The following is a 26,940-nucleotide window of genomic DNA, read 5'->3' as shown; positions in this document are numbered from 1 at the left end:
AAATGTGGGTTAGCTGACAACTATTCTCGTTAGGCGATTTGGTTCTTTGCATATATTCAAACATCACTTTTGCGCATAACTGCAAACTGGTATCTTGCCCCGGCTCCGTAGGGAGTGCGCGGCCGTGCGCGCAGAATTGCAGAGGTTTCATCGGACAACCAGCAAGCAAATAAACGCCGCTGTATCCGAGCGACCCAAGCCTGAGAACAGGACTTATATGTACGTATACGACGAGTACGATCAGCGGATCATCGAGGACCGCGTCAAGCAGTTCCGTGATCAGACCCGACGCTATCTGGCAGGCGAGCTGAGCGAAGAAGAATTCCGCCCCCTGCGCCTGCAGAACGGGCTTTATATCCAGCGTTTCGCGCCGATGTTGCGTGTTGCGGTGCCTTACGGCCAACTGACTTCGCGCCAGATGCGAATGATGGCCAAAATTGCCCGTGACTACGATAAGGGCTATGCCCACATCAGCACCCGGCAGAACGTGCAGTTCAACTGGCCGGCCGTGGAAGACATTCCAGACATCCTGGCTGAACTGGCCACCGTGCAGATGCACGCGATCCAGACCAGCGGCAACTGCCTGCGCAACGTCACCACCGACCAGTTCGCCGGTGTCGCTGCAGACGAGTTGATCGACCCGCGTCCATGGTGCGAGATCGTCCGTCAGTGGACCACGTTCCACCCGGAATTCGCCTATCTGCCGCGTAAATTCAAGATCGCCGTCAACGGTTCGACCGCCGACCGCGCTGCCATCGAAGTCCACGACATCGGCCTTGAGCCGGTGCACAACGCCGCTGGCGAACTGGGTTTCCGTGTCCTGGTCGGTGGTGGTCTGGGCCGTACACCGGTGGTGGGCGCGTTCATCAATGAATTCCTGCCATGGCAAGACCTGTTGAGCTACCTCGACGCCATCCTGCGTGTTTACAACCGCTATGGCCGTCGCGACAACAAATACAAGGCACGTATCAAGATCCTGGTAAAAGCGCTGACGCCTGAAGTCTTTGCGCAAAAAGTCGATGCGGAAATGGAGCACCTGCGCGGTGGCCAGACCACATTGACCGAAGCCGAACTGCATCGCGTCGCCAAACACTTCGTCGATCCGGACTACAAGGCCCTGGACAACCAGAGCGCCCAACTGGCCGAGCTCGACAAAGCACATCCGGGTTTCGCCCGCTGGCGCAGCCGCAACACCCTGGCGCACAAGAAGCCAGGCTATGTGGCCGTGACCCTGTCCCTGAAGCCGACCGGCGTTGCGCCGGGCGACATCACCGACAAGCAGCTCGACGCCGTCGCCGACCTGGCCGATCGCTACAGCTTCGGTCAAATGCGCACCTCCCACGAACAGAACATCATCCTGGCCGACATCGAACAGGACAAGCTGTTCACCCTGTGGGGCGAGTTGCGCGAGAAAGGTTTTGCCACACCGAACATCGGCCTGCTGACCGACATCATCTGCTGCCCGGGTGGCGACTTCTGCTCCCTGGCCAACGCCAAGTCGATCCCGATCGCCGAATCGATCCAGCGCCGTTTCGATGACCTGGACTACCTGTTCGACATCGGCGAACTGGACCTGAACATTTCCGGTTGCATGAACGCCTGTGGTCACCACCACGTCGGTCACATCGGCATTTTGGGGGTGGACAAGAAAGGTGAAGAGTTCTATCAGGTTTCCCTAGGCGGCAGCGCCAGTCGCGACGCCAGCCTGGGCAAGATCCTCGGCCCGTCCTTTGCCCAGGAAGCCATGCCTGACGTGATCGAAAAGCTGATCAACGTGTACATTGAACAACGTACCGAAGACGAGCGTTTCATCGACACCTATCAGCGTATTGGCATCGACCTCTTCAAGGAGCGCGTCTATGCAGCGAATCATTAAGAACAACGAAGTCGTCGACGAAACCTGGCACCTGTTGCCCAAGGACTTCAACATCGACGAAATCACCAATTGCGACGATTACATCGTCCCGCTGCAGCTGTGGCGCGAACACAGCCGCATGCTCCTGGCCCGCGATGGCGGTCTGGGCGTGTGGCTGGATGCTGACGAAGAAGCCGAAGAGATCGGTGAAGACGTGGCGAATTTCCAGGTCATCGCCTTGAACTTCCCGGCTTTCACCGATGGCCGCAACTACTCCAATGCCCGTCTGCTGCGTGACCGTTATGGTTTCAAAGGCGAACTGCGGGCGATTGGCGATATTTTGCGCGACCAACTGTTCTACCTGCACCGCTGCGGGTTCGATGCATTTGCGATCCGCGCCGACAAAGACCCGTACGAAGCCCTGGAAGGTCTCAAGGACTTCTCGGTGACCTACCAGGCCGCCACCGACGAACCGCTGCCGCTGTTCCGTCGTCGCTAAAATCGCCGTTTTTGTGTAGGAGCGAGCTTGCTCGCGATGGTGTGTCAGTCGGCACTGATGTGGCTGACACCCCTTCGCGAGCAAGCTCGCTTCTATAGCGGTTGATTCTCTCCCACCGGAAACGGTTGCCCCACCGCCACCCAGTTGGCGTAAAGGCTTGCGCGGTCTTCCATTGCCGTGAACACGACAAACGGGTTGTCAGCTGACGCCAATGCCCGGGGAACTACCTGTACCAAGCGCTCCCACAGCTCAACCGATGCATCCGCAGCATTCAAGAGTTGCCATACCCGCGCCTGAAGGTCCAGATAACCGACCAGGAAATCCGGGGTAAGGGTTAGTGCATTGATGGTCCCCAAAAACCGCAAACCGGAACGTTTAAGCGCTAATCGATGCCATATCTGCAGCCGGGCTTCTTGCTGATCTGCTGCAATGTCGCGCAACCACACAGCCGGATCTGAATAGCTAACACCCGGACTGTTCAGCCACAAGTTGATGCCCGTTTGTTCCCGATGCCTGATCAGCCGTTGCAAGGTGTCCTCATCGGTCAACGGGTTGCCCCTCAGCAGTACGCGGTCTCTGGCGATGGCCTGATTCAGGACTGCCTGCGGGACACGACGAATCTGATTATTACTCAAATCCAGGGCCGTCAGGTAAGGCTGATCCATTATCCCGACCGGGCAAGTGGTGATGCCCGTATCGTTCAGTCTCAGTGATCGCAATTGGTTCATTCCCAGCACTACAGGGGGCACGCCCAACGGGTTATCGCTCATATCCAGTGATTGCAGATTAACCAGCTGACTCAGTTGCCCTGCCGTTTGTTCGCGCAACGTCAATCGTGTGGAGCGCAAATTCAAAGTAGTGAGGTGCTGCAACTGGGGGATTGTTGCCGGCAGTACACTCTCCAGCTCCCCGGCCAAGTTAGGCACTCGCAAGTCTGTGTCTTGCAGGTTCAAGGTACGCAGGTTCGGGAAGCAATCCAGAAAGCCATTCAGAGTCTGCCTTTCGAATAAATGGACGTTATTGAGATTGAGCCCCACCACGTCATTGAACCGGACATTCAGCATCGGCAATCGATGGTAGTCTTCGTGGCTCATGTTCATGGTGAAGCCGCCCACATGATCCCCTGAGTAATGGCTATCGTGCTGTGGCGCCCGTTTTTGCCAAATGGCAATCAGTTCATCAGCCAACTCGCCTCTGGTGTCGCGTTCATACTTGATCGTGTCCTCAAGTATCTGGACGTTACGTAGCGCAAGTTGCTCAAATGTAAATCCCTGAGCCTGCGGGGTACCTGGTTCCAGGAAGGGGACATCCATGTCGTCTATATCCAGCCCCACTTCATCGATCCAGGTGTCCAGCTCCGTACACAGCTGCTGCAGCAACTGCTTTGATCGGTCGATATGAGCCTCAAGGCCGTTACCCAGTTGTTGCAACATCGCATCGGCGTGCTCATTGGAAAGCTCGGGATAGATCTCCCGGATTTGCAACCTCTTCACCTCGTGCGTAAAGGCTCCATCTTGATGGGTGTCCGGAAAACCACCCCCTCTTAATCCCTGCGGATCGAAGGGCAACCTGGAGTCCATTCTGGCCAGCCCGACGACCAGCTCTGAGCGGGATAACGTCCGGTCGGCGATTTTAAGTTTCAACTCATTGGCCGGGTCACCGGATATCAGCCCCAACGCCGAACGCTCATCCGTGGAAAGAACTTCGACCACCGCCTCGTAAAAATTTGTCGTTGCAGCGTCATTGGATAGGTAGTGTGCGCCCGACTTGATCACGACCCGGCAATCAGGTGTATCCAGCGGACCGATACGATCCAGCACTTGAGCTCCAGGCGAACCGTCGTGTATTTCGATCCTCAGACCTTTCGGCCAGCCAGGCAGATTTTTCAGCGAGTGCAGGGCCAGGGTGTCCGACTCGGGATTGGCGATCGAGCGCAGATAAAGACCTTCATAAGCACGATTGAGGCGCACATGTTGCTGGTATTGGCGAGCCTTGCTATCCAGCTGTCTGAACACTTGCCTCGCTTGGGCAGTATCGGGCAGCACCCTGAGGTCAATGCCGTAACGGTCGAGCATCTGTTCGACGGCAGCTTTGGGCAAGTCGGGATATTGCCGTTGAAAAAACCGCACCCATTCGTGCTCCGACTTTTGCAGTGCCTGGTAACGAGCACTGAACAACTCGGCGGGTGTGCCTGATGGATCAATCAGCCGCGAAACCTCCTGATCGATCCTGAAGCGGTCAACGGTATCAGCCAGCAAAGGGGTCGGTGCTCGCCCGGCCTGCATCAGTCGCAGCATGTCATCATCGACTGCGCTGACCTTGCCAATCTGTGCGAGCACCTCATCACTGAAAGTACCTGCCGGGGCACCGACGCCGCGCAAAAGGTCGACACGGGTCGGCATCGGCAGTATTGGCGCTTTGTTCACGGCTGATTCGGAAACTTCCGTGCCGTGGTGTGCTGACGATTCGCCGCCGGCATGCTCTGCCTTGGCCAATGCAACCTCTCCAGCCCCTCGCGACTGATCGAAGCAACACCCGCAGCCAACGGCAGTGCATTCAGCAAACCGAACACTGTGCGGCTCAAGCCCTGAGAACGCTCGCTGGCGGTCTCACCGTTGACGATCTGATCGAGGCCGTAGCCGGCGTCGATAAGCCCGGCCAAGGCCATCAAGCCCTCTCCTCCCGGCACAAACAACGCAAGGGGACCGAACTGGTTCACCCACTGGACAATCGGTTCAATGACAGCGCTCAAATTGTCGCGGTTGACCTGAGCATCATCGCGGATGGTTTCGACACTGGCCTGTGCAGCCTGTTTCATGGTCAGCACAAGCTGCGCAAAGGGATCGGTGCCAGAGGGAGGCAGATCGAATCCGATGTAGTCGGCAGGGTCCCAGTATCCATCGTTGTTGAATAAACCGGCTTCTTTGGTCAGCCGATGCTGATCCGGGTATTGCGCCATGCCATCCAGCGCAGTAAGCACGCCGGCGTGAAACGTGCCGTCACGGCGATCTTCATCGGCAAAGTGCAAGGCAAACGCCTGTTTTGTGTCGACAGCCCTGCCCTGATCGACAATCCATCGGCGCAGGTGAGCGTTATCGGTAAATTCATGCAAGGGTGAGGAGTTGCCCGGGACATACAACAGAACTCTGCCACTGGCCCGTTCCCGGAAGCACCAGATATCCGTTGCGGTATACCGATAGAGCCTCAACCTGCTTGCCTCAACCTGCGAGGACAGGCGGGTGGGCGCTTGCAGTTGCGCGATTTTCAGCAGGTCCCATGTCTGGTCAGGCGGTAAACCCGCCGCCTGCATGGCCAGTTCCAGACCTTTTTGAGAAAGGCTGTTTTCTTGATATTGCAACCAGGCCGTCATGACAAAAGCGGCTTTGGTCGATGTTCTCATAGCGTAAGGCCTGACATTGGTGATCGCCTCATCAGATGGCCATGCCTTGTCGACATAGGCTTGGTACAACTCCTTGAAAAACAGCTTCCATACCCAATCCTTGAAGTCGGCAGGCCTGAGACCGATCTGTGTCTGCGGCCCATAGGATTGCGGAATTGTGCGGCGATAAATGCCTTCATAGGTCTTGTGATTGCCGCTGCCTTGCTCGGCGAAAGCGTCGACATTTTCGACGATCCGAACCGGCGGTCCGACGTCCGGCGGTGTGTACAAACCGAAGGCGGTCTCACCGAAACGCCCATCTCCCACGGTCTGGTAATTGGAAAGCAGCGTTTGTACCAGCGTTCGCGAACTCGCCACTTGCCCTTGCTCAATGCCGTTCTGCGCAGGATGGCCCCTGTAATCGTAATCCAGGGTAACCAGCAAGGCTGACTGCGGATCAATGCCCGCGCCCCACTTTCCTTGATCAACTGTTCGCCAAACTGAGCGGGGTTTTGTGGAAGCGCGGTGTCGACGACTGTTTTCAGCTCGTCACGCATGGGTGGTGGTGATGCAGGGTGCGGATGGGAGATGTGGTCGTCAGAAAACTCGTTCATTTTGCAGTCCGTTGCAGATTGAGGAATGTCACCCTAACCAATCTGAGCGCTCTGCAACGTGGGAGTGATCGACAGCGATTTTAGGAAAGTTCGCTGTTTCCAGACGGAAACGGTGGTTGCCTGTAGGAGCGAGCTTGCTCGCGAAAAATCGAAAGGCGCCGCAGAGCATCTGCTTTTCCGCGTTATCGTTCACGATCTTCGCGAGCGAGCTCGCTCCTACAAAGGGTGTTACCAGAAACGCTGCTGGGTCAGTCGGCTCCACCAGTTCAGCAATACCCGATCGAGCGAACCGCTGGCCGCCATGCCGATGCGCTCCGGCAGGCTTTTGCGTTCGGCGTAGTGCAAATGATATAGCTCAGACTGCTTGGCGCGTTCGGCGAGGTATTCGTCGCTGGTCTTGAGTTCGTCGACCAGTTGCTTGTCCAGTGCGGCAATGCCGAGCCAGATTTCGCCGGTAGCCACTTCGTCGATGGCCAGTTGCGGGCGATAGCGGGAAACGAAGTTCTTGAACAGTTGATGGGTAACGTCCAGGTCTTCCTGGAACTTCTCCCGGCCCTTCTCGGTATTTTCGCCAAACACGGTCAAGGTGCGTTTGTATTCGCCGGCGGTCAGGACTTCGAAGTCGATGTCGTGTTTTCTTAGCAGGCGATTGACGTTAGGCAGCTGTGCGACCACGCCGATCGATCCGAGGATCGCAAACGGTGCGCTGATAATCTTCTCGCCGATGCACGCCATCATGTAGCCACCGCTGGCCGCCACTTTGTCGATGCAAACGGTCAACGGCACGCCAGCCTCACGGATGCGTGCCAGTTGCGAAGATGCAAGACCGTAGCTGTGGACCATGCCACCGCCGCTTTCCAGGCGTAGCACCACTTCATCCTTGGGCGTGGCAAGTGTCAGCAGCGCGGTGATTTCGTGACGCAGGCTTTCTGTGGCCGATGCCTTGATGTCGCCATCGAAATCAAGCACGAACACCCGGGGTTTGGCTTCGGGCTTTTTCTTTTGCTTCTTGTCGGACTTGCTCTGGGACTTGCGCAAGGCCTTGAGCTGATCCTTGTCGAGCAAGGTTTGCTCCAGGCGTTCGCGCAGCCCTTTGTAGAAATCATTGAGCTTGCTGACCTGCAACTGGCCGGCCGATTTGCGTCGACCTTTGCTGCGCAATGCCGCAAAACTGGCCAGGACCACTAGAATGGCGATCACCAGGGTCACGGTCTTGGCCAGAAAAACGGCGTACTCGGAAAAAAACTCCACAGGGACTCCTTAAACAATGCACGGCATGAGAGCGCGCGGGATACCTCCAGCATACCCATGCGCCGGCCTTGCGGCCAGCCGTGAAAGCTCTGGCAACAGGCCTGTAACGAGCATTTCAAACAAGCGTATGTTTTTTCATTGACAGCTCATCGCCATCCTCATAACCTCGCCGAACCTTCAACGTACCGGGACGACGCGGACGTGGGCAGCATCTATTTGATTCGACATGGCCAGGCCTCCTTTGGTGCAGACGACTACGACGTCCTGTCGCCCATCGGTATTCGCCAGGCAGAAATTCTCGGCCAGCACCTGGCCGAACTCGGTCTGAGCTTCGACCGTTGTCTGTCGGGCGACCTGCGCCGCCAGCAACATACGGCCAATAGCGCGCTGGAGCAATTCGCTGCCGTGGGCCTGCCGGTACCGATCCTGGAAACCGACTCCGCCTTCAATGAATTCGACGCCGACGCGGTGATCCGTGCGCTTTTGCCGGCGATGCTGCCGGATGAACCCGATGCGCTGAACATCCTGCGCAACGCTGCGCAGAACCGCGCCGAGTTCCAGCGTATCTTCGCCCTGATTATCGAACGCTGGCTTGCCGGCACCTACGACACGCCGGAGCTGGAAAGCTGGCTGGGCTTTGTCGAGCGGGTTCGGGCCGGGCTGCACAGAATCCTCGAACAGGCCGATAACACGCAGAAAATCGCTGTGTTCACCTCAGGTGGCACCATTACCGCCCTGCTCCACCTCATTACGCAAATGCCTGCCAGACAGGCCTTTGAACTGAACTGGCAAATCGTCAACACCTCGCTCAACCACCTGAAGTTTCGTGGTCGCGAGGTGGCCCTGGCTTCCTTCAACAGTCATGCGCACCTGCAACTGCTGAAGGCCCCGGAACTCATCACGTTTCGCTGAGTCCGGACTATTGTGACCCTGGCTGTAATCACCCAGCTCTTATTACCCAGCTCTAATTACTCAAGAAAGGATCGAACCATGACCTCCGTAGCTGATGCCGTACAAGCAATGAAAGCCAAGTTCAACCCAGCCGCTGCTGCCGGTCTGGACCTGGTCTTCGGTTTCCGCATCGACGACACCAAGAACTTTTCCCTGATCGTCAAGGACAGCACTTGCGAGCTGCAAGAAGGCGAGAACCCAGACGCCCAGGTGACCCTGGTGATGGACGGCGAAACCCTGGAAGGCATTGTCAGCGGCGAAACCGACGGCATGCAAGCGTTCATGGGCGGCAAACTGCGCGCTGAAGGCGACATGATGCTGGCCATGAAACTGTCCGAGCTGTTCCCGGCCTAAGACGACGGCTCCCTGCTTCGGGAGCCTCTCTGGCTGCACACGAATCCCGCCCCTTGTGGCGGGATTCGTCGTTTTCGGCGGCGGGAAACGGCCGGTTATGGATTTGCCGTCTATATTCCATCTGGCCGCATGCGTCAGCCATCGGCTGTTTGTCCTCACTCAAGTTGCGCAGAGCACTGGCATGAGCCCAACTGACGATATCAACAGTTTCAATTGCCGCCACGTACTGCAAGAGCATTACGCTGGCGCTGTCGGTGCCTGGGTCAGTCCGCTTTCCGCAGGGAGTAAAACCATGCCAGAAGTACCCGCCGACCTCATTCTGTACAACGGACGCCTGCACACTGTCGACCGCAAGAAACCCCAGGCCAGTGCCGTCGCAATCAAGGACGGTCGCTTCGTGGTGGTCGGTAGCGATGCTCAGGCCATGGCCTTGCAAGGCCCCGCTACGCAAATCATCGACCTGCACGGGCGCACGGTGATTCCCGGCCTCAACGACTCGCATTTGCACCTTATCCGTGGCGGCCTCAATTACAACCTCGAATTGCGTTGGGAAGGCGTGCCGTCGCTGGTCGATGCCTTGCGCCTGCTCAAGGAACAGGCTGACCGCACGCCAACACCACAGTGGGTGCGAGTGGTCGGTGGCTGGACCGAATTCCAGTTCGCCGAAAAACGCCTGCCCACCCTCGACGAACTGAACAAGGCAGCGCCCGACACCCCGGTGTTTGTCCTGCACCTCTACGACCGCGCCCTGCTCAACCGGGCCGCATTGAAAGTGGTGGGTTATACCCGCGACACGCCAAACCCTGCGGGCGGCGAAATCCAGCGCGATGCCAATGGCGACCCCACTGGCATGCTGATCGCCCGGCCCAACGCGATGATTTTGTACTCGACCCTGGCGAAGGGACCGAAGCTGCCGCTGGAGTACCAGGCCAATTCGACCCGCCAGTTCATGCGCGAACTCAATCGCCTGGGCGTCACCAGTGCGATCGATGCGGGCGGCGGCTATCAGAACTATCCGGACGACTATCAGGTCATCCAGCAACTGGCCAAGGATCAACAGCTCACGGTGCGTATCGCCTACAACCTGTTCACCCAGAAACCCAAGGAAGAACTGACCGACTTCAAAAACTGGACCAGTACCTCCCGTTACGGCCAGGGCGATGACTTCCTGCGGCACAACGGCGCCGGGGAAATGCTGGCGTTCTCCGCCGCCGACTTCGAAGACTTCCTTGAACCGCGCCCGGATCTGCCGGCCAGCATGGAGCAGGATCTGGAACCGGTGGTCCGCCATCTCGTCGAGCACCGCTGGCCGTTCCGTTTGCACGCCACGTACAACGAGTCGATCAGCCGAATGCTCGATGTGTTCGAGAAGGTCAATCGCGACATCCCGTTCGATGGCCTGCCATGGTTTTTCGACCACGCCGAAACCATCACCCCGCAAAACATCGAGCGGGTCAAAGCCCTTGGCGGCGGCATTGCGATTCAGGATCGCATGGCGTTCCAGGGTGAGTATTTCGTGGACCGTTACGGCGCCAAAGCAGCCGAACATACACCGCCCATTGCCCGCATGTTGGCCGAAGGTATTCCAGTGGGTGCCGGCACCGACGCCACGCGGGTGTCGAGCTACAATCCGTGGACTTCACTGTACTGGCTGGTCAGCGGGCGCACCGTCGGTGGGTTGGCGTTGTACCCGCAAGGCTTGAGCCGCGACACCGCGCTGGAGCTGTATACCCACGGCAGCGCCTGGTTCTCTTCCGAGCAAGGCAAGAAAGGCCAGATCAAGGTCGGGCAACTGGCGGATCTGATTGCGCTGTCGGCGGACTATTTCCACATCGAGGACAAAGGCATCAAGGACATCGAAGCGGTGCTGACCATTGTCGATGGCAAGATTGTCTACGGTAGCGTCGAATTCGAAAAACTCGGGCCGCCGCCGATTCCGGTGGTTCCCGAGTGGTCGCCGGTGGTCAAGGTGCCGGGGCATTGGAAGCCGCAGGCGCCGCTGAGGGCGCAGGTTCATCAGTGCGTCGGGGCGTGTGCGGTGCATGCGCATAGTCATGAACGGGCGAGATTATCGAATGCGCCGGTCAGCGACTTCCGCGGGTTCTGGGGGGCGTTTGGCTGTTCGTGTTTTGCGTTTTAACCGGCGATCTCGCAAACACAGATAACCAAATGTGGGAGCGGGCTTGCTCGCGAAAGCGGAGTGTCAGTCGACATTGATGTAGCTGACCTTCCGCTTTCGCGAGCAAGCCCGCTCCCACATTGGATCTGCATGGGGTCGAAAATTTGTGATCAAGATTGTAACAATAAAGCCACCAACGCGCTCCACCCGGTCTGATGACTGGCCCCCAGACCACGCCCGGTTTCCCCATGAAAATACTCATGGAACAACACCAGGTCGCGGCTGGCGGGGTCAGCCTGCAATTGGGCGTACGCCACCATCGACGGTCGATTGCCCTCTTCATCGCGCAAAAACAGCTTGGTCAGACGCTGGCTCAGGCTATCGGCAACCTCCTCCAGCGAGGCCAGAAAACCTGACCCCGTGGGGTATTCCACCGAGAAGTTTTGATCGTAGTAACGATGAAACTCGCGCAAGGATTCGATCAGCATGTAGTTGATTGGCATCCACACCGGCCCACGCCAGTTGGAGTTGCCGCCATACAGCCGCGAACCCGATTCCGCGGGCTCATAACGGGCACAGAGCCGATCACCATTGATCTGCGCGTCAAAGGGCAGTTCAGCGAAGGCTTTGGACAGCGAACGAATGCCAAATTCGGAGAGAAATTCAGCCTCGTCGAGCATGCGTTTGAGCAAGTCCTTGGTGCGTTCGCCGCGCAACAGCGCCAGCAGCATCCGGTTGCCTTCACCCGGCTCGGTCCAGCGCGAGACCAGACTGGCAAGATCCGGTCGATGACGCATAAAACCCAGCAGGCGTTCGCGTAATCCAGGCAAGCCCTCGTGCTCGTGCTGCTCCAGCACCTGCACGGCGAACAGCGGCATCAGACCGACGATAGAGCGCAGGCGCAGCGGCTCGTTGACGCCGTCTGGGCGGTGCAGCACGTCGTAGAAAAACCGGTCCTGCTCGTCCCACAAGCCTTCAGCGTCGGAGTCGATTTTATTGATCGCTCCGGCGATATAGAGGAAATGCTCGAAGAACTTCACCGCGATATCGACGTACACAGGGTTGCGTTTGGCCAGTTCCAGGGCGATGCGCATCAGGTCCAGCGCATAGGCGGCAACCCACGCCGTGCCATCGGCCTGATCGAGCTGGTAGCCGGGTGGTAACGTCGTCGAGCGATCGAACAGCGCGACGTTATCCAGACCGAGGAAGCCGCCCTGAAACAGGTTGCGACCCTCGGCATCCTTGCGGTTCACCCACCAGGAAAAATTCAGCAGGAGTTTATGGAAAATCCGCTCAAGGAATCCATGTCCGCTGTCCCGGTCAGCTGCTTGTCCTGCTGATACACGCGCCAGCAGGCCCATGCGTGGACAGGTGGGTTGGCGTCGTCGAAACGCCATTCATAGGCCGGCAACTGGCCGTTGGGGTGCATGAAGCGGTCTTTGACCAGCAGCAACAACTGGTGCTTGGCGAATCCCGGATCGATCAGCGCGAAGGCAACCGCCTGCAAGCCCAGGTCCCACGAGGCGTACCACGGGTATTCCCAGGTGTCGGGCATGGAAACGATGTCGAAATTCGACAGGTGCCGCCAATGGGTGTTGCGAATGTGCGAACGCCCGGGCGCAGGCGCAGGTTGCGCCGGATCGCCGTCGAGCCACTGATTGACGTCGAAATAATACAGTTGCTTGGACCACAGCAATCCCGCCAGGGCCTGGCGTTGTACGTTGCGCGCATCAGGGTCGATGATCGCGTGTTGCAGCGTTGCGTAAAACCCGTCGGCCTCGGCGCGCCGACGCATGAACAGCGCCTGGGCATTCACCCGAGTGGCGCCTGAGGGGGCGAAGCGCAGATAAACGCAGCGACTCTGGCCGCCCTCGAATGCCAATACGAAATGAGCCGCCACCCGCGTTCCGCCGTCACGGCGGATCGCATCGTTAACGCCATCGACCAGGAAGTCGTTGATCCCGTCCTTGAACGGGCCGTTCGCCGCCACACCATCGAGCTTCGGGAAATTGCTCTGGTTTTCGCAGAACAGCCATTCGCAGTCTTCATCGCCCCAGGCACTGGCTTGCCGATCTGCCAGCAGTGGATGCCGGGCCAGAACCCGATCGCCGGCCAGCGTCAGGCTCGGTTTCTGTCCGTCGGCCACCCAGCTCCAGGTGTTGCGCGCCCAAAGCCCTGGCAATACATGCAGGCGCGCTGGCTGGTCGGCGCGGTTGTGCACCGTGACGCGCATGAAAATGTCGTCGGCCGCGTGTTTGGCGTACTCCACCGTGACGTCGAAATATCGGTCGTCATCGAACACGCCGGTGTCGAGAATTCGTACTCGGTATCGGTCAGGCCACGGCGGGCGTTCTGGGCGATCAGGTCAGCGTAGGGAAATTCGGCTTGAGGGTATTTGTAGAGCATGCGCATGTAGGCATGACTCGGCACACCATCGACGTAAAATACAATTCCTTGACGTCTTCGCCGTGATTGCCCTCGCCGTTGTTCAGGCCGAACAGGCGTTCCTTGAGAATCGGGTCACGCTCGTTCCATAACCCCAATCCCAGACACCAGTGCTGAGCCCTGTCGGAAAACCCCGCAAGCCCGTCCTCGCCCCAGCGATAGGCCCGACTGCGGGCATGGTCGTGGGGAAAATAGCGCCAGGCATCCCCATCGGCGCTGTAGTCCTCGCGCACCGTGCCCCACTGACGTTCGCTCAGATAAGGCCCCCATTCGCGCCAGGCATCGGCCTCGCTGCCGACCAGCCGCTGGCCTTCGACAGTGCCTTGAATGTTCGCAGCGGGTTTGGCTGTCATGGTGTGTCCGTTGGGCGAGAGACGGTTGCAGTGTAGTGCCTCGCTTGACTGAACATGTAGCCGCAGGCAAACCTGCGTCCCCCTGTAGGAGCGAGCCTGCTCGCGAAAAACGTCCAGACAACGCGTGCATCCAGGCAGCACGCGTTATCGTTGACGTCCATCGCGAGCAGGCTCGCTCCTACAGGGTCGAGGTATATCCGCTGGTGATGAGTGCTCCTACAATGCGAGCACTTCCCACACCGGCCACCCCATGGACATCGATCTCGCCCGTACCTTTCTGGAAATTGTCCGCCACGGCAGCCTGGCCGCGGCTGCCGATAAGCTCCACGTCACCCAGACCGCGATTACCGCGCGGGTCCAAAAACTCGAAAGCCAGCTGGGCAGCACCCTGTTTGTGCGAAACCGCGCTGGTGCCCGCCTGACGCCCAATGGCGAAGCCTTCGTGGTGTATGCCAATCAACTGGTGGAAACCTGGGAAGCCGCGCGACGGGATTTGCCGTTGCCCGAGGGTTATCACGATGTGCTGCACATTGGCGGCGAGGTCAGTCTGTGCAACCCGTTGATGCTCAGTTGGGCCGGCGAACTGCGGAAAAAAATTCCCAGCCATGCCCTGCGCATGGAGATTCGCGACGGTGAAAACCTGCTGCGCCAACTGGAGCTGGGGGTGCTGGATGCGGCGCTGGTCTATCAGCCCGAATACTGGCCGCGCCTGCAAGTCGAGCAGGTACTGGAAGAAAACTCGTTCTCGTACGCTTGCCCGGACGCCCTGATCCCTACGTCTACATCGACTGGGGCCAGGACTTCCGTCGTCGGCACGATGCAGCACTGCCCGAAAAGGCCAAGGCTGCCCTGAGTTTCAATCTCGGTCCATTGGGCTTGCAATACATCCTGGAAAACGGCGGCAGCGGCTATTTCCGCACCCGCGTCGTGCAGAGTTATCTGGAAAGCGGCGTGCTGGAACAAGTGCCCAAGGCCCCGGAATTCAGTTACCCGACCTATCTGGTCTACTCCCGCGACCGCGACTCGCAAACCCTGCAACAGGCTTTCGATTTGCTGCGTGAAGTGATCAACACCGATGACGACTGGTCGCAACGCTGGGACCCGCTGACCTGAGTCCGGTTTGCACCGGATCATGGCAGTTGTGTCCTCAAGGTTCGGCCAGCCAAAACGCCGGGATCGACTAGTCTGCAGGAGATAACAACAACAATAACAACAACAGGTAATTGCAGTGAGGCAGACCACCGAAGCATTTCGCAGCCGTTACCGCGCCAATGTTCATCCACTCTACAACCCGTGGCTGCATGGCACCTTTGTGCTGCTGTTCGGCATTCTGGCCATCGCCGCATTCTGGAGCACCGTGCATCAGGTGCGACCGCTGGAGTGGCTGGCGGTGCCGCTGACCCTGTTGATCTTCAACTGCGGCGTGTACATGGTGCATCGGCACCTGGGGCATCACAAAAAAACCTTCGCACGGATGTTCTACGCCCGCCATGCCGGCGACCACCACAGTTTTTTCGCGCCCGGCCACATGACCTACGACAGCGCCCGCGACTGGCGGGTGATTCTGTTTCCGGCGTGGTTGGTCGTGTTGCATACGCTGGTCGTTACCTTGCCCCTTTGGTGGCTGTTCACCCGATTCGATGCCAACGTCGCCGGGATGGTCGGTGGCTGTCTGGTCCTCGGTTACCTGGCCTATGAGGTGTTTCACGCCTGCGAGCATCTGCCGCCGCACAATCCGCTGACGCGTCTGCCGTGGATCCGCCAGATGCGTCGCCTGCATGAACTGCATCACCGCCGCGAGATGATGCAGGAGCGCAATTTCAACATCGTTTTTCCGTTGATGGATTACCTGTTCGGCACCCTCTACTGGGAACCGGAGCAGGCTACCCCGTACCTGCCGAGAACGCCCATGACCCGCATGCAGCATCAGATCGAGATTGCCGCAAATCCCATCGACGTGCTCGCTTACGCCAGCACCGTGACCCAGTGGCCCCAGTGGCATCCTTCATCCCTCAAGATCAATGGGCAGAAGGGCTCATTGTATGCTGGCGCGCGGTTCGAAGAGGACATCCGGGCTGGCGGACGTGACGGGCATTTAAGCTGGATGGTCGACGAGTATCTGCCGGGGCGGCGCTGGGTCGCTCAGGCCCAAGGCGATCATGGCCTGTCACTGATACTGACTTACGAATGCGAAGCCTGCGGCAATGGCACGCGGTTTGTCCGCACTCTTGAGTATCAGTTCAGCGGCCTCGGGATGCGCATTGCCAATAAATGGCTGCTCAGGCGCCGGATCGATCGCGAGTCGGCCGCGTCGATGCTGGCATTGCGCGAAATGGCGCAAAAACATCTGGCACAGTCAGGAGTCAACGCGTGAAATGGTGAGCATTTACCGAGGATCCATTTCTCCATCGCGCACGCGCTCCGGATCGATGTCCGTGCCATCGCTCTGTTTCGTGGGGATGGCGCCTTCGTTGTTCGGCAATTCATCAATGCCTGGCTCGTCTTCTGGATTGACGGCCGTGCGGCCTGGGCTCAGGGGTTCGGGATGGGTGGGAATCGGATCGTAGCCAGCCTGCTCTTCAGAAGGGAATTTTGCGTCATTCATGTGGCACCTCGCATGGAGCCTTATTGTCGGACTCTGAACATTCGAGGTGCCGGTTTTTATCGCCGTTCCAACTTTTCAGTCACCGGTCGTCGGTGACCCATTGCCGGACTCTTTACAACATCAGGACGACGACTGGAGTTGTCTGACGATCTTGTCCTTGACCTCCAAGCGCTTCGCCTTGAGCTTCGTCACCGCGTCATCGCTGGATTTGGCTTGCTCCGCCTTCACCACCTCGGCATCCGCCTGGGAATACTTGTTGATCAGTGAATCCAATAACGGATCCTTGGTGCGTTTCTGCTGGATTTCTTCCTTTGTGCAACTCAGGTCCTGAAAAAGGTCGTGGGGCACCGGCATGGAACACCTCCGTTTGTTAATCGGTAGCAAACGCGACTGATTGCGTTCGCGAACTATCAGAATGGCCTCGGATGGCAGGTTCTGTCGACCATCTGTCTGACCAGCGGTCCGTTCGTCACCCTCTGGCAAATGCGATCAAACCTTTACCCGGGCGCCAGCCTCCATAGGTTAACGATCACCTCGATCATCTGCGTGGAGAAGTACCAATGGACGGATTTAACTTGCGCAATCTCGCTCTGGCCATCGCCTTGTGTACCAGCATGGGCGCGGCATTCGCGGCGACCTCCAATAACTTTGTCGACAAGGCAGCCGCCGGCGGCATCGCCGAGATCGAGACCAGCCGGCTGGCGCTGGAAAAAAGCCAATCGGCAGACGTCAAGGCATTCGCCAACATGATGATCACCGATCATGGCAAGGCGAACGATGAACTGGCCGCCATCGCGAAAAAGAACGACATCGAAGTGCCGGACAGCACGACATTGGTGAAGCAGGCCAAGGAAAAAATTCTCGACATGCGTGACGAATCCTTCGATGCGGCTTATGCCAACAACCAGGTCAAAGCCCACGAAGACACCATCGAGCTGTTCAAGAAAGAAGCCAATACAGTGACGGACGACAAAACCAAAGGCGCGACAGACTTGAAAGGCTTTGCGCAAAAAATGTTGCCGGGGCTGGAAAAACACTTGGCTATGGCGAAAAAACTCCAGGCTGCCCATCCAGACAAGTAATTTCGTTGATTTAAAAGCAAAAAGTTAAAAGCCGCATCCGGGATGCGGCTTTTTATTGGGCGCAATTACGCGGCCTTAATCGTCGGGCCTTGTAGTTTCGAAGTCGCCACATTTGGCGAGGTACCATCAGATCGCTGATTCATAATGAAAAAAACGGCGCTGAGGCCGACGCCGACTAAAGTCCATAGGCAGCGGATGAAAAATCGCGCCAAAAAGCGACCAACTATTTCATCCAGCAAATGTCACTGACTTTGCACCGGTTATTTTTTAGGGAATCGGCGCATACCCTAAAGGAGCCAAAAATCATGCCGGCACTGCAATCGAGCACACTCGATGCGATGAAAAAAAACCAGACGCAATTGCTTGTCGAATGGACAAACAACCTTGAGGCCAGCGGCGCCACGCGCAACCTCAAAGAGCTGGACTTGAAGCAACAGACTTCGGAGTTTTTCCACCTGCTTCTCTCCGGCCTCGATAAAGGCAATGGCCAGAATGTCGCCGCGCCCGGCTGGGACGAAATTCGCCAGTTCCTCGAAAAACTCTCCCATAGCCGCGCCCTGCTCGGCCACGATTCGCAGCAGACCGCCAGCTTCATCTTCGCGCTAAAAGGCCCACTGTTCGTATTGCTGCAGAATCACTACCAGGACAGCCCGGCAACGCTGGTCGAACAGGTCTGGGGAATTTCCGAATTGCTCGACGCACTAGGCATGCACACCATTCGCACCTTCCAGAAATCCCGCGAATCAGTGATCAAGCGTCAGCAGGAAGAGCTGCTGGAACTGTCGACCCCAGTGATCAAACTCTGGGATGGGGTTCTGGCACTGCCGATGATCGGCACCCTCGACTCGCAACGCACCCAGGTGGTGATGGAATCGCTGCTGCAGCGAATCGTCGACACCGGCTCCGAGATCGCCATTATCGACATCACCGGCGTGGCGACCGTCGACACTCTCGTCGCACAGCACCTGCTCAAAACAGTCACCGCCATTCGCCTGATGGGTGCCGACTGCATCATCAGTGGCGTGCGCCCGCAGATCGCCCAGACCATTGTGCACCTTGGGCTGGACCTGCAAGGCGTGGTAACCAAGGCCAACCTGGCCGATGCCCTGAAACTGGCCCTGACCCGGCTAGGACTGTCCATCAGCAAGGCGGACTGAGCCCATGGAGCGCATTCCGATTTTGCAAATGGGCGACTTCCTGCTGGTGACGATTCAGGTCGACATGCATGACCAGCTTGCGCTGACGCTGCAGGACGACCTGTCCGAGCGCATCAGCAAGACCTCCGCCCGAGGCGTGTTGATCGACATTTCCGCCCTCGACATGGTGGACTCGTTCATTGGCCGAATGATCGGGACCATTTCCGGCCTGTCGAAAATCATGGATACCCAGACCGTATTGGTCGGCATGCAGCCTGCGGTGGCGATCACCCTGGTGGAACTCGGCCTGACGCTGCCCGGCGTCAGTACCGCGCTGAATGTCGAGCGCGGGATGAAACTGCTTCAGGATCGAGTACGTGGGCAATGAACGTAGGCAGCAGCGGCACTCATCCGATTCATAGCGAACAGGATGTGGTCCTGGCCCGGCAACTGACGCGCAAGCTCGCCAACGAATGCGGCATGCGCCTGATCGACCTGACCAAACTGGTGACTGCTGTCAGCGAACTGGCCCGCAACACCATGGTGTATGGCGGTGGCGGCGACATGGACTGGCAAATCCTCGACGATCATGCGCGCGTCGGTCTGCGCCTGGTTTTTCGCGACGAAGGCCCGGGCATCGCCGACATCAAACTGGCGATGACTGACGGCTGGACCTCCGGCAAGGGCCTTGGACTGGGCCTGCCCGGAGCCAAGCGCCTGGTGGACGAGTTCGAGCTGGACACCACGCCAGGCAAGGGCACCCGCGTGACGATCACGCGATGGACATGAACATTGGCGGGACGATGACGCTGGTGCTGACGATCGAAGACAGCAGCCAGGTCGGTCATGCACGGCGCACCGCGCAGCAACTGGCGGAAAAAAACGGTTTCGACGACACCGATGCAGGGCGAGTGGCACTGGTAGCCACTGAACTCGCCAGCAATATTCTCAAGCATGCAAGTCGTGGGGAGTTGCACCTGAGGGTCTTGCCCGGTTCGGGTGGCGCCGGCATTGAAATGCTCGCCATAGACCGCGCTAACGGATTTGATTTGCAGGCGTGCCTGACCGATGGTTTTTCCACGGGAGGCACCCAAGGCACCGGACTTGGCGCCGTATCTCGTCAGACTGAGGTGTTCGACGTTTATGCCGACTCACGGGGTGCCGTGCTGCTCACACGGTTGTATCCGCGCCAACACCAGGTCGCGGACCAACGCATCGGCATCAGCCAGCATTCGATGCACAACGATCCTGCCTGTGGCGATGTCTGGCACCTGGCCTTTGACGGGCCGCGCATCAGTGCCCTGGTGATCGACGGTCTGGGCCATGGTGAAGAAGCCGAACGGGCCGCCCGCGTCGGCGAGCAAGCCTTCGCCCGGCAACCGTTTTCATCACCGCTACTGCTGTTGGAAGACATTCACCAGGCCATGACCGGCACCCGTGGCGGTGCCTTGGCCATTGCCCAGTTCGACAGTCACAGTGACACGATGAAATTCGTCGGCATCGGCAACATCGGTGCCTTCCTGATCGCACCGGACAAGTCTCGTGGTCTGGCCTCCCATCCCGGCATCGTCGGCGTCCAGTATCGAAAGGCGCAACCCTTTGACTATGCTCAAGTGAACGGACAACTGTTGATCATGTATAGCGACGGCCTGCAGTCGCGCTGGAACCTGCAGGATTACCCCGGTCTGGTGTATCGCCATCCCGCCGTGATTGCCGCTGTTTTGCACCGTGATTTCTGTCGTGGACGGGACGATGTCACGGTGTTGGTCATTGCTCTGGAGGCCGCCCATGCCTGAAACACCCATCAGTCGGATTGACGATCAAGCGGCGCTGATCGCACAGTTGCAAGGCGAAGCCAACGCCCTGCGCGAAGAGCTGGATGAAACCAACCAGGGCGTTCTGGCGCTGTATGCCGAACTCGACACCCAGGCCGAGCAATTGCGGCAGGCCTCGGATCTGAAAAGCCGTTTCCTGTCGTACATGAGCCATGAATTTCGCACACCACTGGGCTCGATCCTGAGCATCGCCAGCCTGCTGACCGACGAGCTAGACGGGCCATTGAGCCCCGAACAGCACAAGCAAGTGGCCTTCGTCAGCACTTCCGCGCGGGAACTGACCGACATGGTCGACGATCTGCTGGACCTGGCGAAGATCGAAGCCGGACGCATCATCATTTTCCCGGCCTGGTTTGACATGTTCGACCTGTTCGCGGCCCTGCGCGGCATGTTTCGCCCGATTGTCGATGCCACTGCCGTAGACCTGATTTTCGAGGAGCCGGTAGGCTTGCCGCGGTTGTACAGTGACGACAAGAAACTTGCGCAAATCCTGCGCAACTTCATCTCCAACTCGCTGAAGTTCACCACCCGCGGGAAGTCCGGGTGTCGGCACAGATGGAAAACAGCACCCACGTGCGCTTCGCCGTCAGCGACACCGGAATAGGTATCGCGCCCGAGCTGCATGGCGCATTGTTCGAAGACTTTTCCCAGGTCGACTCACCGCTGCAAAAGCGCCTGCGTGGAACCGGGCTTGGTTTGTCCCTGTGCAAACGATTCGCGCAATTGCTGGGCGGCGAAGTCGGGGTTCAGAGCATGCCGGGCGCAGGCTCGACCTTTTTTGTGATTATCCCGCTGGCCATCGCCTTGGAGCCTGCCGATGAAACGTGACATGCGCTTGCTGATCGTCGACGACAACGTCGCCACGCGCTATGCCCTGCGCCGGCGCCTGGAACGTCATGGCTATGAAGTGCTCGAAGCAGGAACCGGCAGCGAGGGCCTGGAGTTGATCAAAAACGTCGCCCTCGACGCGTTGGTGCTCGACGTCAATCTGCCGGACATGAGCGGTTTCGACATCGTGCGCAAACTGCGCGCCGACCCCGCCACCGCCCTGCTCCCGGTGGTTCACGTCTCCGCTGCATCGATCCAGTCCGGTGACATCATCGCTGGCCTCGACGCCGGGGCCGACGCTTACCTGATCCATCCGATCGACCCGGATGTGCTGTTGGCAACCCTGCGCACCTTGCTGCGGGTGCGGGAAACAGAGAATGCCCTGCGGGAAAGCGAAGCGCGCTTTCGCGAGATTTTCTTCAATGTCTCGGCGCCCATCGCAGTGCTCGATGCCAGCCTGAAAGTTCATGAATGCAACCATGCATTCGCCCAACTGATTCAAGACAACCTCGACGCTGACACCTTGCACGAGTGCATTGCCGACGACCAGCTCGCGGTCATCGAGGAACTGCGCCTGCGCCTGGCCTATGGCGAGCGCTGGAAAGGTACCTTGAGCATGCGCGTCCAGGGCGAGATCCGCGAAACCGAATGGCAGATTTCACCCTATCGCACCCCGGAACTGAGCCTGGTATTTGTCGAGGATGTCACCGAGCACCGCCACCGCGAACGCTCGCATCAGGCACGGCTGGACGACGCCACCACGCAGTTGGCCAAGGAAGTGGCTGAACGCGTGCGCACCGAAGCTCAACTGTTGCAGGTGCAGAAAATGGATGCACTGGGCAGGCTGACCGGTGGTATTGCCCACGATTTCAATAACCTGCTTACCGGCATCATCACCAGCCTGGAACTGATTCAGAAACGTGTCGCCGATTCCCGCACAGACAAGGTTCAGTTCTACGCCGAGGCGGCCTTGAACTCGGCCATGAGTGCGGCTTCCCTGACCAATCGCCTGCTGGCCTTCGCCCGGCAACAGCCCCTCGACACCCGGCCCGTGGATATCAACGAACACATCCGCTCCCTCGAAGAATTGCTGGTGCGCACCATCGGCGAACGCATTGCGCTGAAACTGGAACTGACCTCCAAAGCCGCCATCGCGCTGGTCGATCCGATTCAGCTGGAAAGCGCCGTGCTCAATCTGGTGATCAATGCCCGCGATGCCCTGCCACAGGGCGGCAATATCTGGGTCAACACCTATGCCGTTTACTCCCATGGCGACCCGAACCTGGCCGACGGCGCGTATGTCGCGTTATCAGTGCGCGATGACGGCACCGGGATCGAACACAACGTCATCGACAAGGTGTTCGACCCGTTCTTCACTACCAAACCACTGGGCCAGGGCACCGGGCTCGGTTTATCCACCATCTACGGTTTTGCCCGACAATCCGGAGGCGATGCGCACATCCGCAGCGTAGCGCGGCGCGGCACTGAAGTGACCATCATGCTACCGGCCAGCTCCGACCCCACTTCAAGCGCAGTCGAGCCCGCCAACGTTGATCCTCAAGGTGCCGGCGAGCATGTGTTGATCGTCGAGGACACGCCGTCGGTGCGTATGTTCGTGGCCGAAGTGCTGATGGACGCCGGTTACCGGTGCTCACAGGCAGCCGACATTGAAACCGCACTGGAACGCCTGCAGAACGACGAATCCATTGATCTGCTGCTGACCGATGTCGGCCTGCCACGCATGAGCGGCCGAGAGCTGGCCGATGTGGCGCGAGGCTGGCGCGAGAAGCTGCCGATCCTGTTCATGACCGGCTACGCCGAAACCGCGACCAACCGCCAGGTGTTTCTCGGCGATGGCATGGAAATGTTGATCAAACCGTTCCAGATCAATGAATTGCTGGACAAGGTCCGGCGTACCCTCGACGGTGCCTGAATCGATTATCTGCGCTTGATCGTTCCCACGCTCTGCGTGGGAATGCAGCCCGGGACGCTCCGCGTCCCTTTCGCGAGCTGGAACGCGGAGCGTCCCTTGAGGCGTTCCCACGCAGAGCGTGGGAACGATCATCCAAGTACCTTGGCCAAAAACGGCGCTGTGCGGCTCTTCTTGCTTTTCGCCACTTTCTGCGGCATCCCGGCAACTACAATCTTGCCCCCCTGATCCCCGGCCCCCGGGCCAATATCGATCACCCAGTCACTCTGCGCCACCACGCGCATCTCATGTTCGACGACGATTACCGTGTGCCCCGCTGTCACCAGGTTGTTCAACTGTTCAAGCAAGCGGTCAACGTCCCGCGGGTGCAGACCAGTGGTGGGTTCGTCGAGTACATACAGCGTCACCCCGCGCTGGTTGCGCTGCAGTTCGGTAGCCAGTTTGATGCGCTGGGCCTCGCCGCCGGACAGTTCCGTCGCCGGTTGGCCGAGGCGCAGATAACCCAGGCCGATATCGCGCAGCACCTCCAGCGAGCGGCGCACGGCCGACTGATCGGCGAACACGTCCACGGCTTGATCCACGGTCAGTTGCAGCACCTGGGCGATGTTGCGGCCCTGCCAGGTGATTGCCAGCGTTTCGGGGTTGTAGCGGGCGCCGTGGCAGGTCGGGCATGGTGCATAGACGCTGGGCATGAACAACAACTCGACGCTGACAAAACCCTCGCCCTCGCAGGTCGGGCAACGACCCTTGGCGACATTGAAGGAAAACTGCCCGGCGTCGTAACCCGCGGCCTGGGCCTCTGGCGTGGCAGCGTAGAGCTTGCGCACGTTGTCGAACAGCCCGGTATAGGTCGCAAGGTTGGAACGCGGGGTGCGGCCGATGGGTTTCTGGTCGACTTGCACCAGACGCTTGATCGACGCCAGCCCCGCCATGACCTGGCCGCCGCTGGTTTGCGGCGCATCGTCTTCCAGGCTTGGTTCTTCAGGCTCGTTATCGACTGCGGGACGTCCAAGGTGCGCGCCGACCAGTTCCAGTAATGCCTGGCTGACCAGGCTCGATTTTCCTGAACCCGAAACGCCAGTGACCGCCGTAAAACAACCCAGCGGAAACTCGACGCTGAGGTTGTTCAGATTATTGCGGGTGATGCCTTCCAGACGCAGCCAGTCGCTCGGCTGGCGACGGGTTTGCAGTTGGCTGACTTGCTCGGCAAACAGGTAGGCGCGGGTCTGCGAATCGGCCACGTCAGCCAGCCCGGCCGGCGCGCCGCTGTACAGCACTCGACCGCCATGCTCGCCCGCCGCCGGGCCGACATCGATCAACCAGTCGGCGCGGCGCATGGTTTCCAGGTCATGTTCGACCACAAACAAGGTGTTGCCGGCGGCTTTCAAGCGTTGCAAGGCTTCGAACAACGCCTCGCCATCCGCCGGGTGAAGACCGGCCGAGGGCTCGTCCAGCACGTAGATCACCCCGAACAACTGCGATCCCAACTGCGTAGCAAGGCGCAGGCGCTGCAACTCGCCGGACGACAGCGTCGGCGTGCTGCGCTCCAGGGCCAGGTACCCGAGGCCAAGGTCGGTCAGGGTGCTGACCCGCTCCAGCAAGTCCTGGGCGATGCGTTGCGCGGCCAGGCGTTTCTCAACCGACAGGTTCGGCGTATGGCGCACATCCGGGGCATTGGCGTGGCCGCTGGCGCCGTGAGCTACGCGTTGTTCGCGGGCCTCGCGGGTCTGGCTGTGGGTCAGCACTTCACCGGCCTCTTCGCTCTCCTGCAAATACTGCTCGGCCGCCACCGGTTTGAGTACCTCAGCCACTTGCAGCAACGGCATCTGCGACAACTCGCCGATGTCGTAACCGGCGAAGGTTACCGACAACGCCTCGCGCTTGAGGCGTTTGCCTTCACACAACGGGCAAGGGCTGCCGAGCATGAATTGCGAAACGCGCTTCTTCATCAGCGCACTTTGCGAATGGGTGAAGGTGTGCAGGATATAGCGGCGCGCGCCGGTGAACGTACCCTGGTAACTGGGCTCCATCTTGCGTTTGAGGGCGACCCGGGTTTCTTCCGGCGTGAGCCCGGCATACACCGGCACCGTCGGGGTTTCCTCGGTGAAGAGAATCCAGTCGCGCTGCTTTTTCGGCAGGTCGCGCCAGGGAATATCGACGTCGTAGCCCATGGTTACCAAAATGTCCCGCAGGTTCTGGCCCTGCCAGGCCATGGGCCACGAGGCGACGGCGCGCTGGCGGATGGTCAGGCCCGGATCCGGCACCATCAGCGCTTCGCTGACTTCATACACCCGGCCCAGGCCGTGACATTCGGGGCATGCGCCTTGAAGCGTGTTCGGTGAAAAGTCTTCGGCGTACAGCATCGGCTGGCCCGTCGGGTAACTGCCGGCGCGGGAATACAGCATGCGGATCAGGCTCGACAAGGTCGTGACGCTGCCCACCGAAGAACGTGTGCTCGGCGTGCCCCGTTGTTGCTGCAAGGCCACCGCCGGGGGCAAGCCTTCGATCGAATCGACATCCGGCACCCCGACCTGATCGATCAGACGCCGCGCATAAGGCGCCACGGATTCGAAATAGCGACGCTGCGCTTCGGCGTAGAGGGTCGAGAATGCCAGGGACGACTTCCCCGAACCGGACACCCCGGTGAACACCACCAAGGCATCACGGGGGATATCGACGTCGATGTTCTTAAGGTTGTGCTCCCGGGCGCCGCGCACCCTGACCATGCTTGAGGGAGGGGTTAGGGTGCGCTTGGAAGTCATCGGGTCGCCTTGATTGGATAGCTGAAATAAACACCACGATCGCTCCCACGCTGATCACTGATCGTTCCCATGCTCTGCGTGGGAATGCCTCACCGGACGCTCCGCGTCCGCTCTTGGGACGCGGAGCGTCCCGGGCTGCATTCCCACGCGGAGCGTGGGAACGATCAACAGCCTGGAAATTGGGGCTACACCTCAATCAAATGCTTGAGCGGGTTGTAGCTGATTTTCAAGGTGGCGGCGACGTCGAGAATGGCTTTCTCGATGCCATTCAGATGCATGCAGGTCAACTCGATCGCCGCGCTCTGGTTACCCGCCTCGATGTATTCGATCAGCCGCAAGTGTTCGTTGTCGCGACAGGCTTCGTGGCTGTCGTCATCCAGCGCGGCGGCGTACAGCGACGCCCGGGAAATCAGCTTTTGGAACCAGTCCAGCAACACTGGATTGTTCAGGCTGCGGGCGAGCTTGATATGGAACTCACCGAGCAAATGAATCAACCGCTCACGGTCGCCGCTTTGGTGCGCCTCGTCCTCGAGCAACAGGTGATCGCGCAAATCCTGGGTCACGGCGCTGTCGCGGCGGCGGCACAACTCGCTGACGATGCCGATCTCGACCAGACGCCGGGTTTCGAACAGCGAACGGATCTCTTCATCGCTGGGCAACGACACCGACGCGCCTTTATTGGGCTCGGTGGTCACCAGGCCATCGGCCTCCAATTGTTTGAGGGCGGCACGAACCGATGTGCGGCTGACATTAAAAAGTTCAGCCAGCGAGGCCTCGCCCAGCTTCATGCCGGGACGCAGGGTGCGCTTGCTGATCGCCTCGTAAACCCCTTGGTAGACGCGGTCGACCGTGGTTTCCAGTTTCTTTTCCGCCATTCGATGACTCCTTCAGCGCTATGCAACCAGCCCCGGGCGAATGAACAGCCATGAAAAAGGGGGTTGC

The 26,940-nt window shown here is 59.1% G+C and carries 17 protein-coding genes and 4 pseudogenes; 14 read left to right on the top strand and 7 right to left on the bottom strand.

Annotated elements, in window-relative coordinates:
* The first annotated feature begins 217 nt into the window (after positions 1 to 217).
* Together CES87_RS03865 and CES87_RS03860 are read left to right on the top strand one after the other, a co-directional pair.
* On the top strand, positions 218 to 1,876 hold the full coding sequence (locus CES87_RS03865; RefSeq protein WP_128605041.1) for a nitrite/sulfite reductase: 1,659 nt from the start codon (positions 218 to 220) through the stop codon (positions 1,874 to 1,876).
* The gene (locus tag CES87_RS03860; RefSeq protein ID WP_128605040.1) at positions 1,860 to 2,354 is read left to right on the top strand and encodes a DUF934 domain-containing protein; all 495 of its coding nucleotides are present in this window, start codon (positions 1,860 to 1,862) and stop codon (positions 2,352 to 2,354) included. The genes CES87_RS03865 and CES87_RS03860 overlap by 17 nt, the downstream gene beginning before the upstream one ends.
* Before the next feature lie 92 nt (positions 2,355 to 2,446).
* On the opposite strand, the pseudogene CES87_RS03855 reads toward CES87_RS03860, so the two are convergent.
* Together CES87_RS03855 and sohB are read right to left on the bottom strand one after the other, a co-directional pair.
* A pseudogene (locus tag CES87_RS03855) lies at positions 2,447 to 6,347 on the bottom strand (dermonecrotic toxin domain-containing protein).
* A gap of 228 nt (positions 6,348 to 6,575) precedes the next feature.
* Positions 6,576 to 7,598: a protease SohB gene (sohB, locus tag CES87_RS03845; RefSeq protein ID WP_128605039.1), complete on the bottom strand. Its 1,023-nt coding sequence runs from the start codon at positions 7,596 to 7,598 to the stop codon at positions 6,576 to 6,578.
* Positions 7,599 to 7,799: 201 nt separating this feature from the next.
* On the opposite strand from sohB, the gene CES87_RS03840 reads away from it, so the two are divergent.
* The 3 genes from CES87_RS03840 to CES87_RS03830 all read left to right on the top strand — a co-directional run bounded on the left by CES87_RS03840 (position 7,800) and on the right by CES87_RS03830 (position 11,043).
* Positions 7,800 to 8,510, top strand: a complete 711-nt coding sequence (locus CES87_RS03840; protein ID WP_128605038.1) for a histidine phosphatase family protein — start codon at positions 7,800 to 7,802, stop codon at positions 8,508 to 8,510.
* Positions 8,511 to 8,588: 78 nt separating this feature from the next.
* Positions 8,589 to 8,903 (top strand): SCP2 sterol-binding domain-containing protein, encoded by a 315-nt coding sequence (locus CES87_RS03835; protein WP_008154977.1) that lies wholly within the window; start codon positions 8,589 to 8,591, stop codon positions 8,901 to 8,903.
* Between the two features lie 292 nt (positions 8,904 to 9,195).
* The gene (locus CES87_RS03830) at positions 9,196 to 11,043 is read left to right on the top strand and encodes an amidohydrolase (RefSeq protein WP_128605358.1); all 1,848 of its coding nucleotides are present in this window, start codon (positions 9,196 to 9,198) and stop codon (positions 11,041 to 11,043) included.
* A 149-nt stretch (positions 11,044 to 11,192) separates the two neighbouring features.
* On the opposite strand, the pseudogene CES87_RS03825 reads toward CES87_RS03830, so the two are convergent.
* Positions 11,193 to 13,820: pseudogene (locus tag CES87_RS03825) on the bottom strand (glucosidase).
* 250 nt (positions 13,821 to 14,070) lie between these two features.
* Between CES87_RS03825 and CES87_RS03815 the strand changes: the two are divergent.
* Positions 14,071 to 14,933 (top strand): annotated as a pseudogene (locus tag CES87_RS03815) (LysR family transcriptional regulator).
* Positions 14,934 to 15,048: 115 nt separating this feature from the next.
* Positions 15,049 to 16,194 (top strand): SRPBCC family protein, encoded by a 1,146-nt coding sequence (locus CES87_RS03810; protein ID WP_128605037.1) that lies wholly within the window; start codon positions 15,049 to 15,051, stop codon positions 16,192 to 16,194.
* Between the two features lie 12 nt (positions 16,195 to 16,206).
* Here CES87_RS03810 and CES87_RS03805 read toward each other — a convergent pair whose 3' ends face one another.
* Positions 16,207 to 16,425, bottom strand: coding sequence for a hypothetical protein (locus CES87_RS03805; protein ID WP_128605036.1), 219 nt, complete (start codon positions 16,423 to 16,425; stop codon positions 16,207 to 16,209).
* Positions 16,426 to 16,545: 120 nt separating this feature from the next.
* Positions 16,546 to 16,779, bottom strand: coding sequence for a DUF465 domain-containing protein (locus CES87_RS03800; protein ID WP_128605035.1), 234 nt, complete (start codon positions 16,777 to 16,779; stop codon positions 16,546 to 16,548).
* A gap of 206 nt (positions 16,780 to 16,985) precedes the next feature.
* Here CES87_RS03800 and CES87_RS03795 point away from each other — a divergent pair, with 206 nt between their 5' ends.
* The 7 genes and pseudogenes from CES87_RS03795 to CES87_RS03765 all read left to right on the top strand — a co-directional run bounded on the left by CES87_RS03795 (position 16,986) and on the right by CES87_RS03765 (position 23,239).
* Positions 16,986 to 17,507, top strand: coding sequence for a DUF4142 domain-containing protein (locus CES87_RS03795; RefSeq protein WP_128605034.1), 522 nt, complete (start codon positions 16,986 to 16,988; stop codon positions 17,505 to 17,507).
* Between the two features lie 305 nt (positions 17,508 to 17,812).
* Positions 17,813 to 18,664 carry an STAS domain-containing protein gene (locus tag CES87_RS03790; RefSeq protein ID WP_128605033.1) on the top strand — a complete coding sequence of 284 codons (852 nt, stop codon included), beginning with the start codon at positions 17,813 to 17,815 and terminating at the stop codon, positions 18,662 to 18,664.
* A 4-nt stretch (positions 18,665 to 18,668) separates the two neighbouring features.
* Complete coding sequence (locus CES87_RS03785; protein ID WP_128605032.1) at positions 18,669 to 19,031, top strand: STAS domain-containing protein; 363 nt, start codon at positions 18,669 to 18,671, stop codon at positions 19,029 to 19,031.
* The gene (locus CES87_RS03780) at positions 19,028 to 19,432 is read left to right on the top strand and encodes an anti-sigma regulatory factor (protein ID WP_128605031.1); all 405 of its coding nucleotides are present in this window, start codon (positions 19,028 to 19,030) and stop codon (positions 19,430 to 19,432) included. The genes CES87_RS03785 and CES87_RS03780 overlap by 4 nt, the downstream gene beginning before the upstream one ends.
* Complete coding sequence (locus CES87_RS03775; protein WP_128605356.1) at positions 19,429 to 20,439, top strand: ATP-binding protein; 1,011 nt, start codon at positions 19,429 to 19,431, stop codon at positions 20,437 to 20,439. Before CES87_RS03780 ends, CES87_RS03775 begins: the two co-directional genes overlap by 4 nt.
* Positions 20,432 to 21,306, top strand: a pseudogene (locus tag CES87_RS03770) (sensor histidine kinase). Before CES87_RS03775 ends, CES87_RS03770 begins: the two are co-directional and overlap by 8 nt.
* A complete protein-coding gene (locus CES87_RS03765; protein ID WP_128605030.1) occupies positions 21,296 to 23,239 on the top strand; it encodes a response regulator in 1,944 nt (647 codons plus the stop codon). Before CES87_RS03770 ends, CES87_RS03765 begins: the two are co-directional and overlap by 11 nt.
* A 128-nt stretch (positions 23,240 to 23,367) precedes the next feature.
* Here CES87_RS03765 and CES87_RS03760 read toward each other — a convergent pair whose 3' ends face one another.
* Both CES87_RS03760 and CES87_RS03755 read right to left on the bottom strand, forming a co-directional pair.
* Positions 23,368 to 25,998, bottom strand: coding sequence for an excinuclease ABC subunit UvrA (locus CES87_RS03760; RefSeq protein WP_128605029.1), 2,631 nt, complete (start codon positions 25,996 to 25,998; stop codon positions 23,368 to 23,370).
* A 185-nt stretch (positions 25,999 to 26,183) separates the two neighbouring features.
* On the bottom strand, positions 26,184 to 26,873 hold the full coding sequence (locus tag CES87_RS03755) for a GntR family transcriptional regulator (protein ID WP_128605028.1): 690 nt from the start codon (positions 26,871 to 26,873) through the stop codon (positions 26,184 to 26,186).
* Positions 26,874 to 26,940 lie beyond the last annotated feature (67 nt).

Source organism: Pseudomonas sp. ERMR1:02 (assembly GCF_002277815.1).
Taxonomy (GTDB): domain Bacteria; phylum Pseudomonadota; class Gammaproteobacteria; order Pseudomonadales; family Pseudomonadaceae; genus Aquipseudomonas.
The sequence above is the reverse complement of the archived record's forward strand: the minus strand, read 5'-3'. Positions and strand labels throughout refer to the sequence as shown.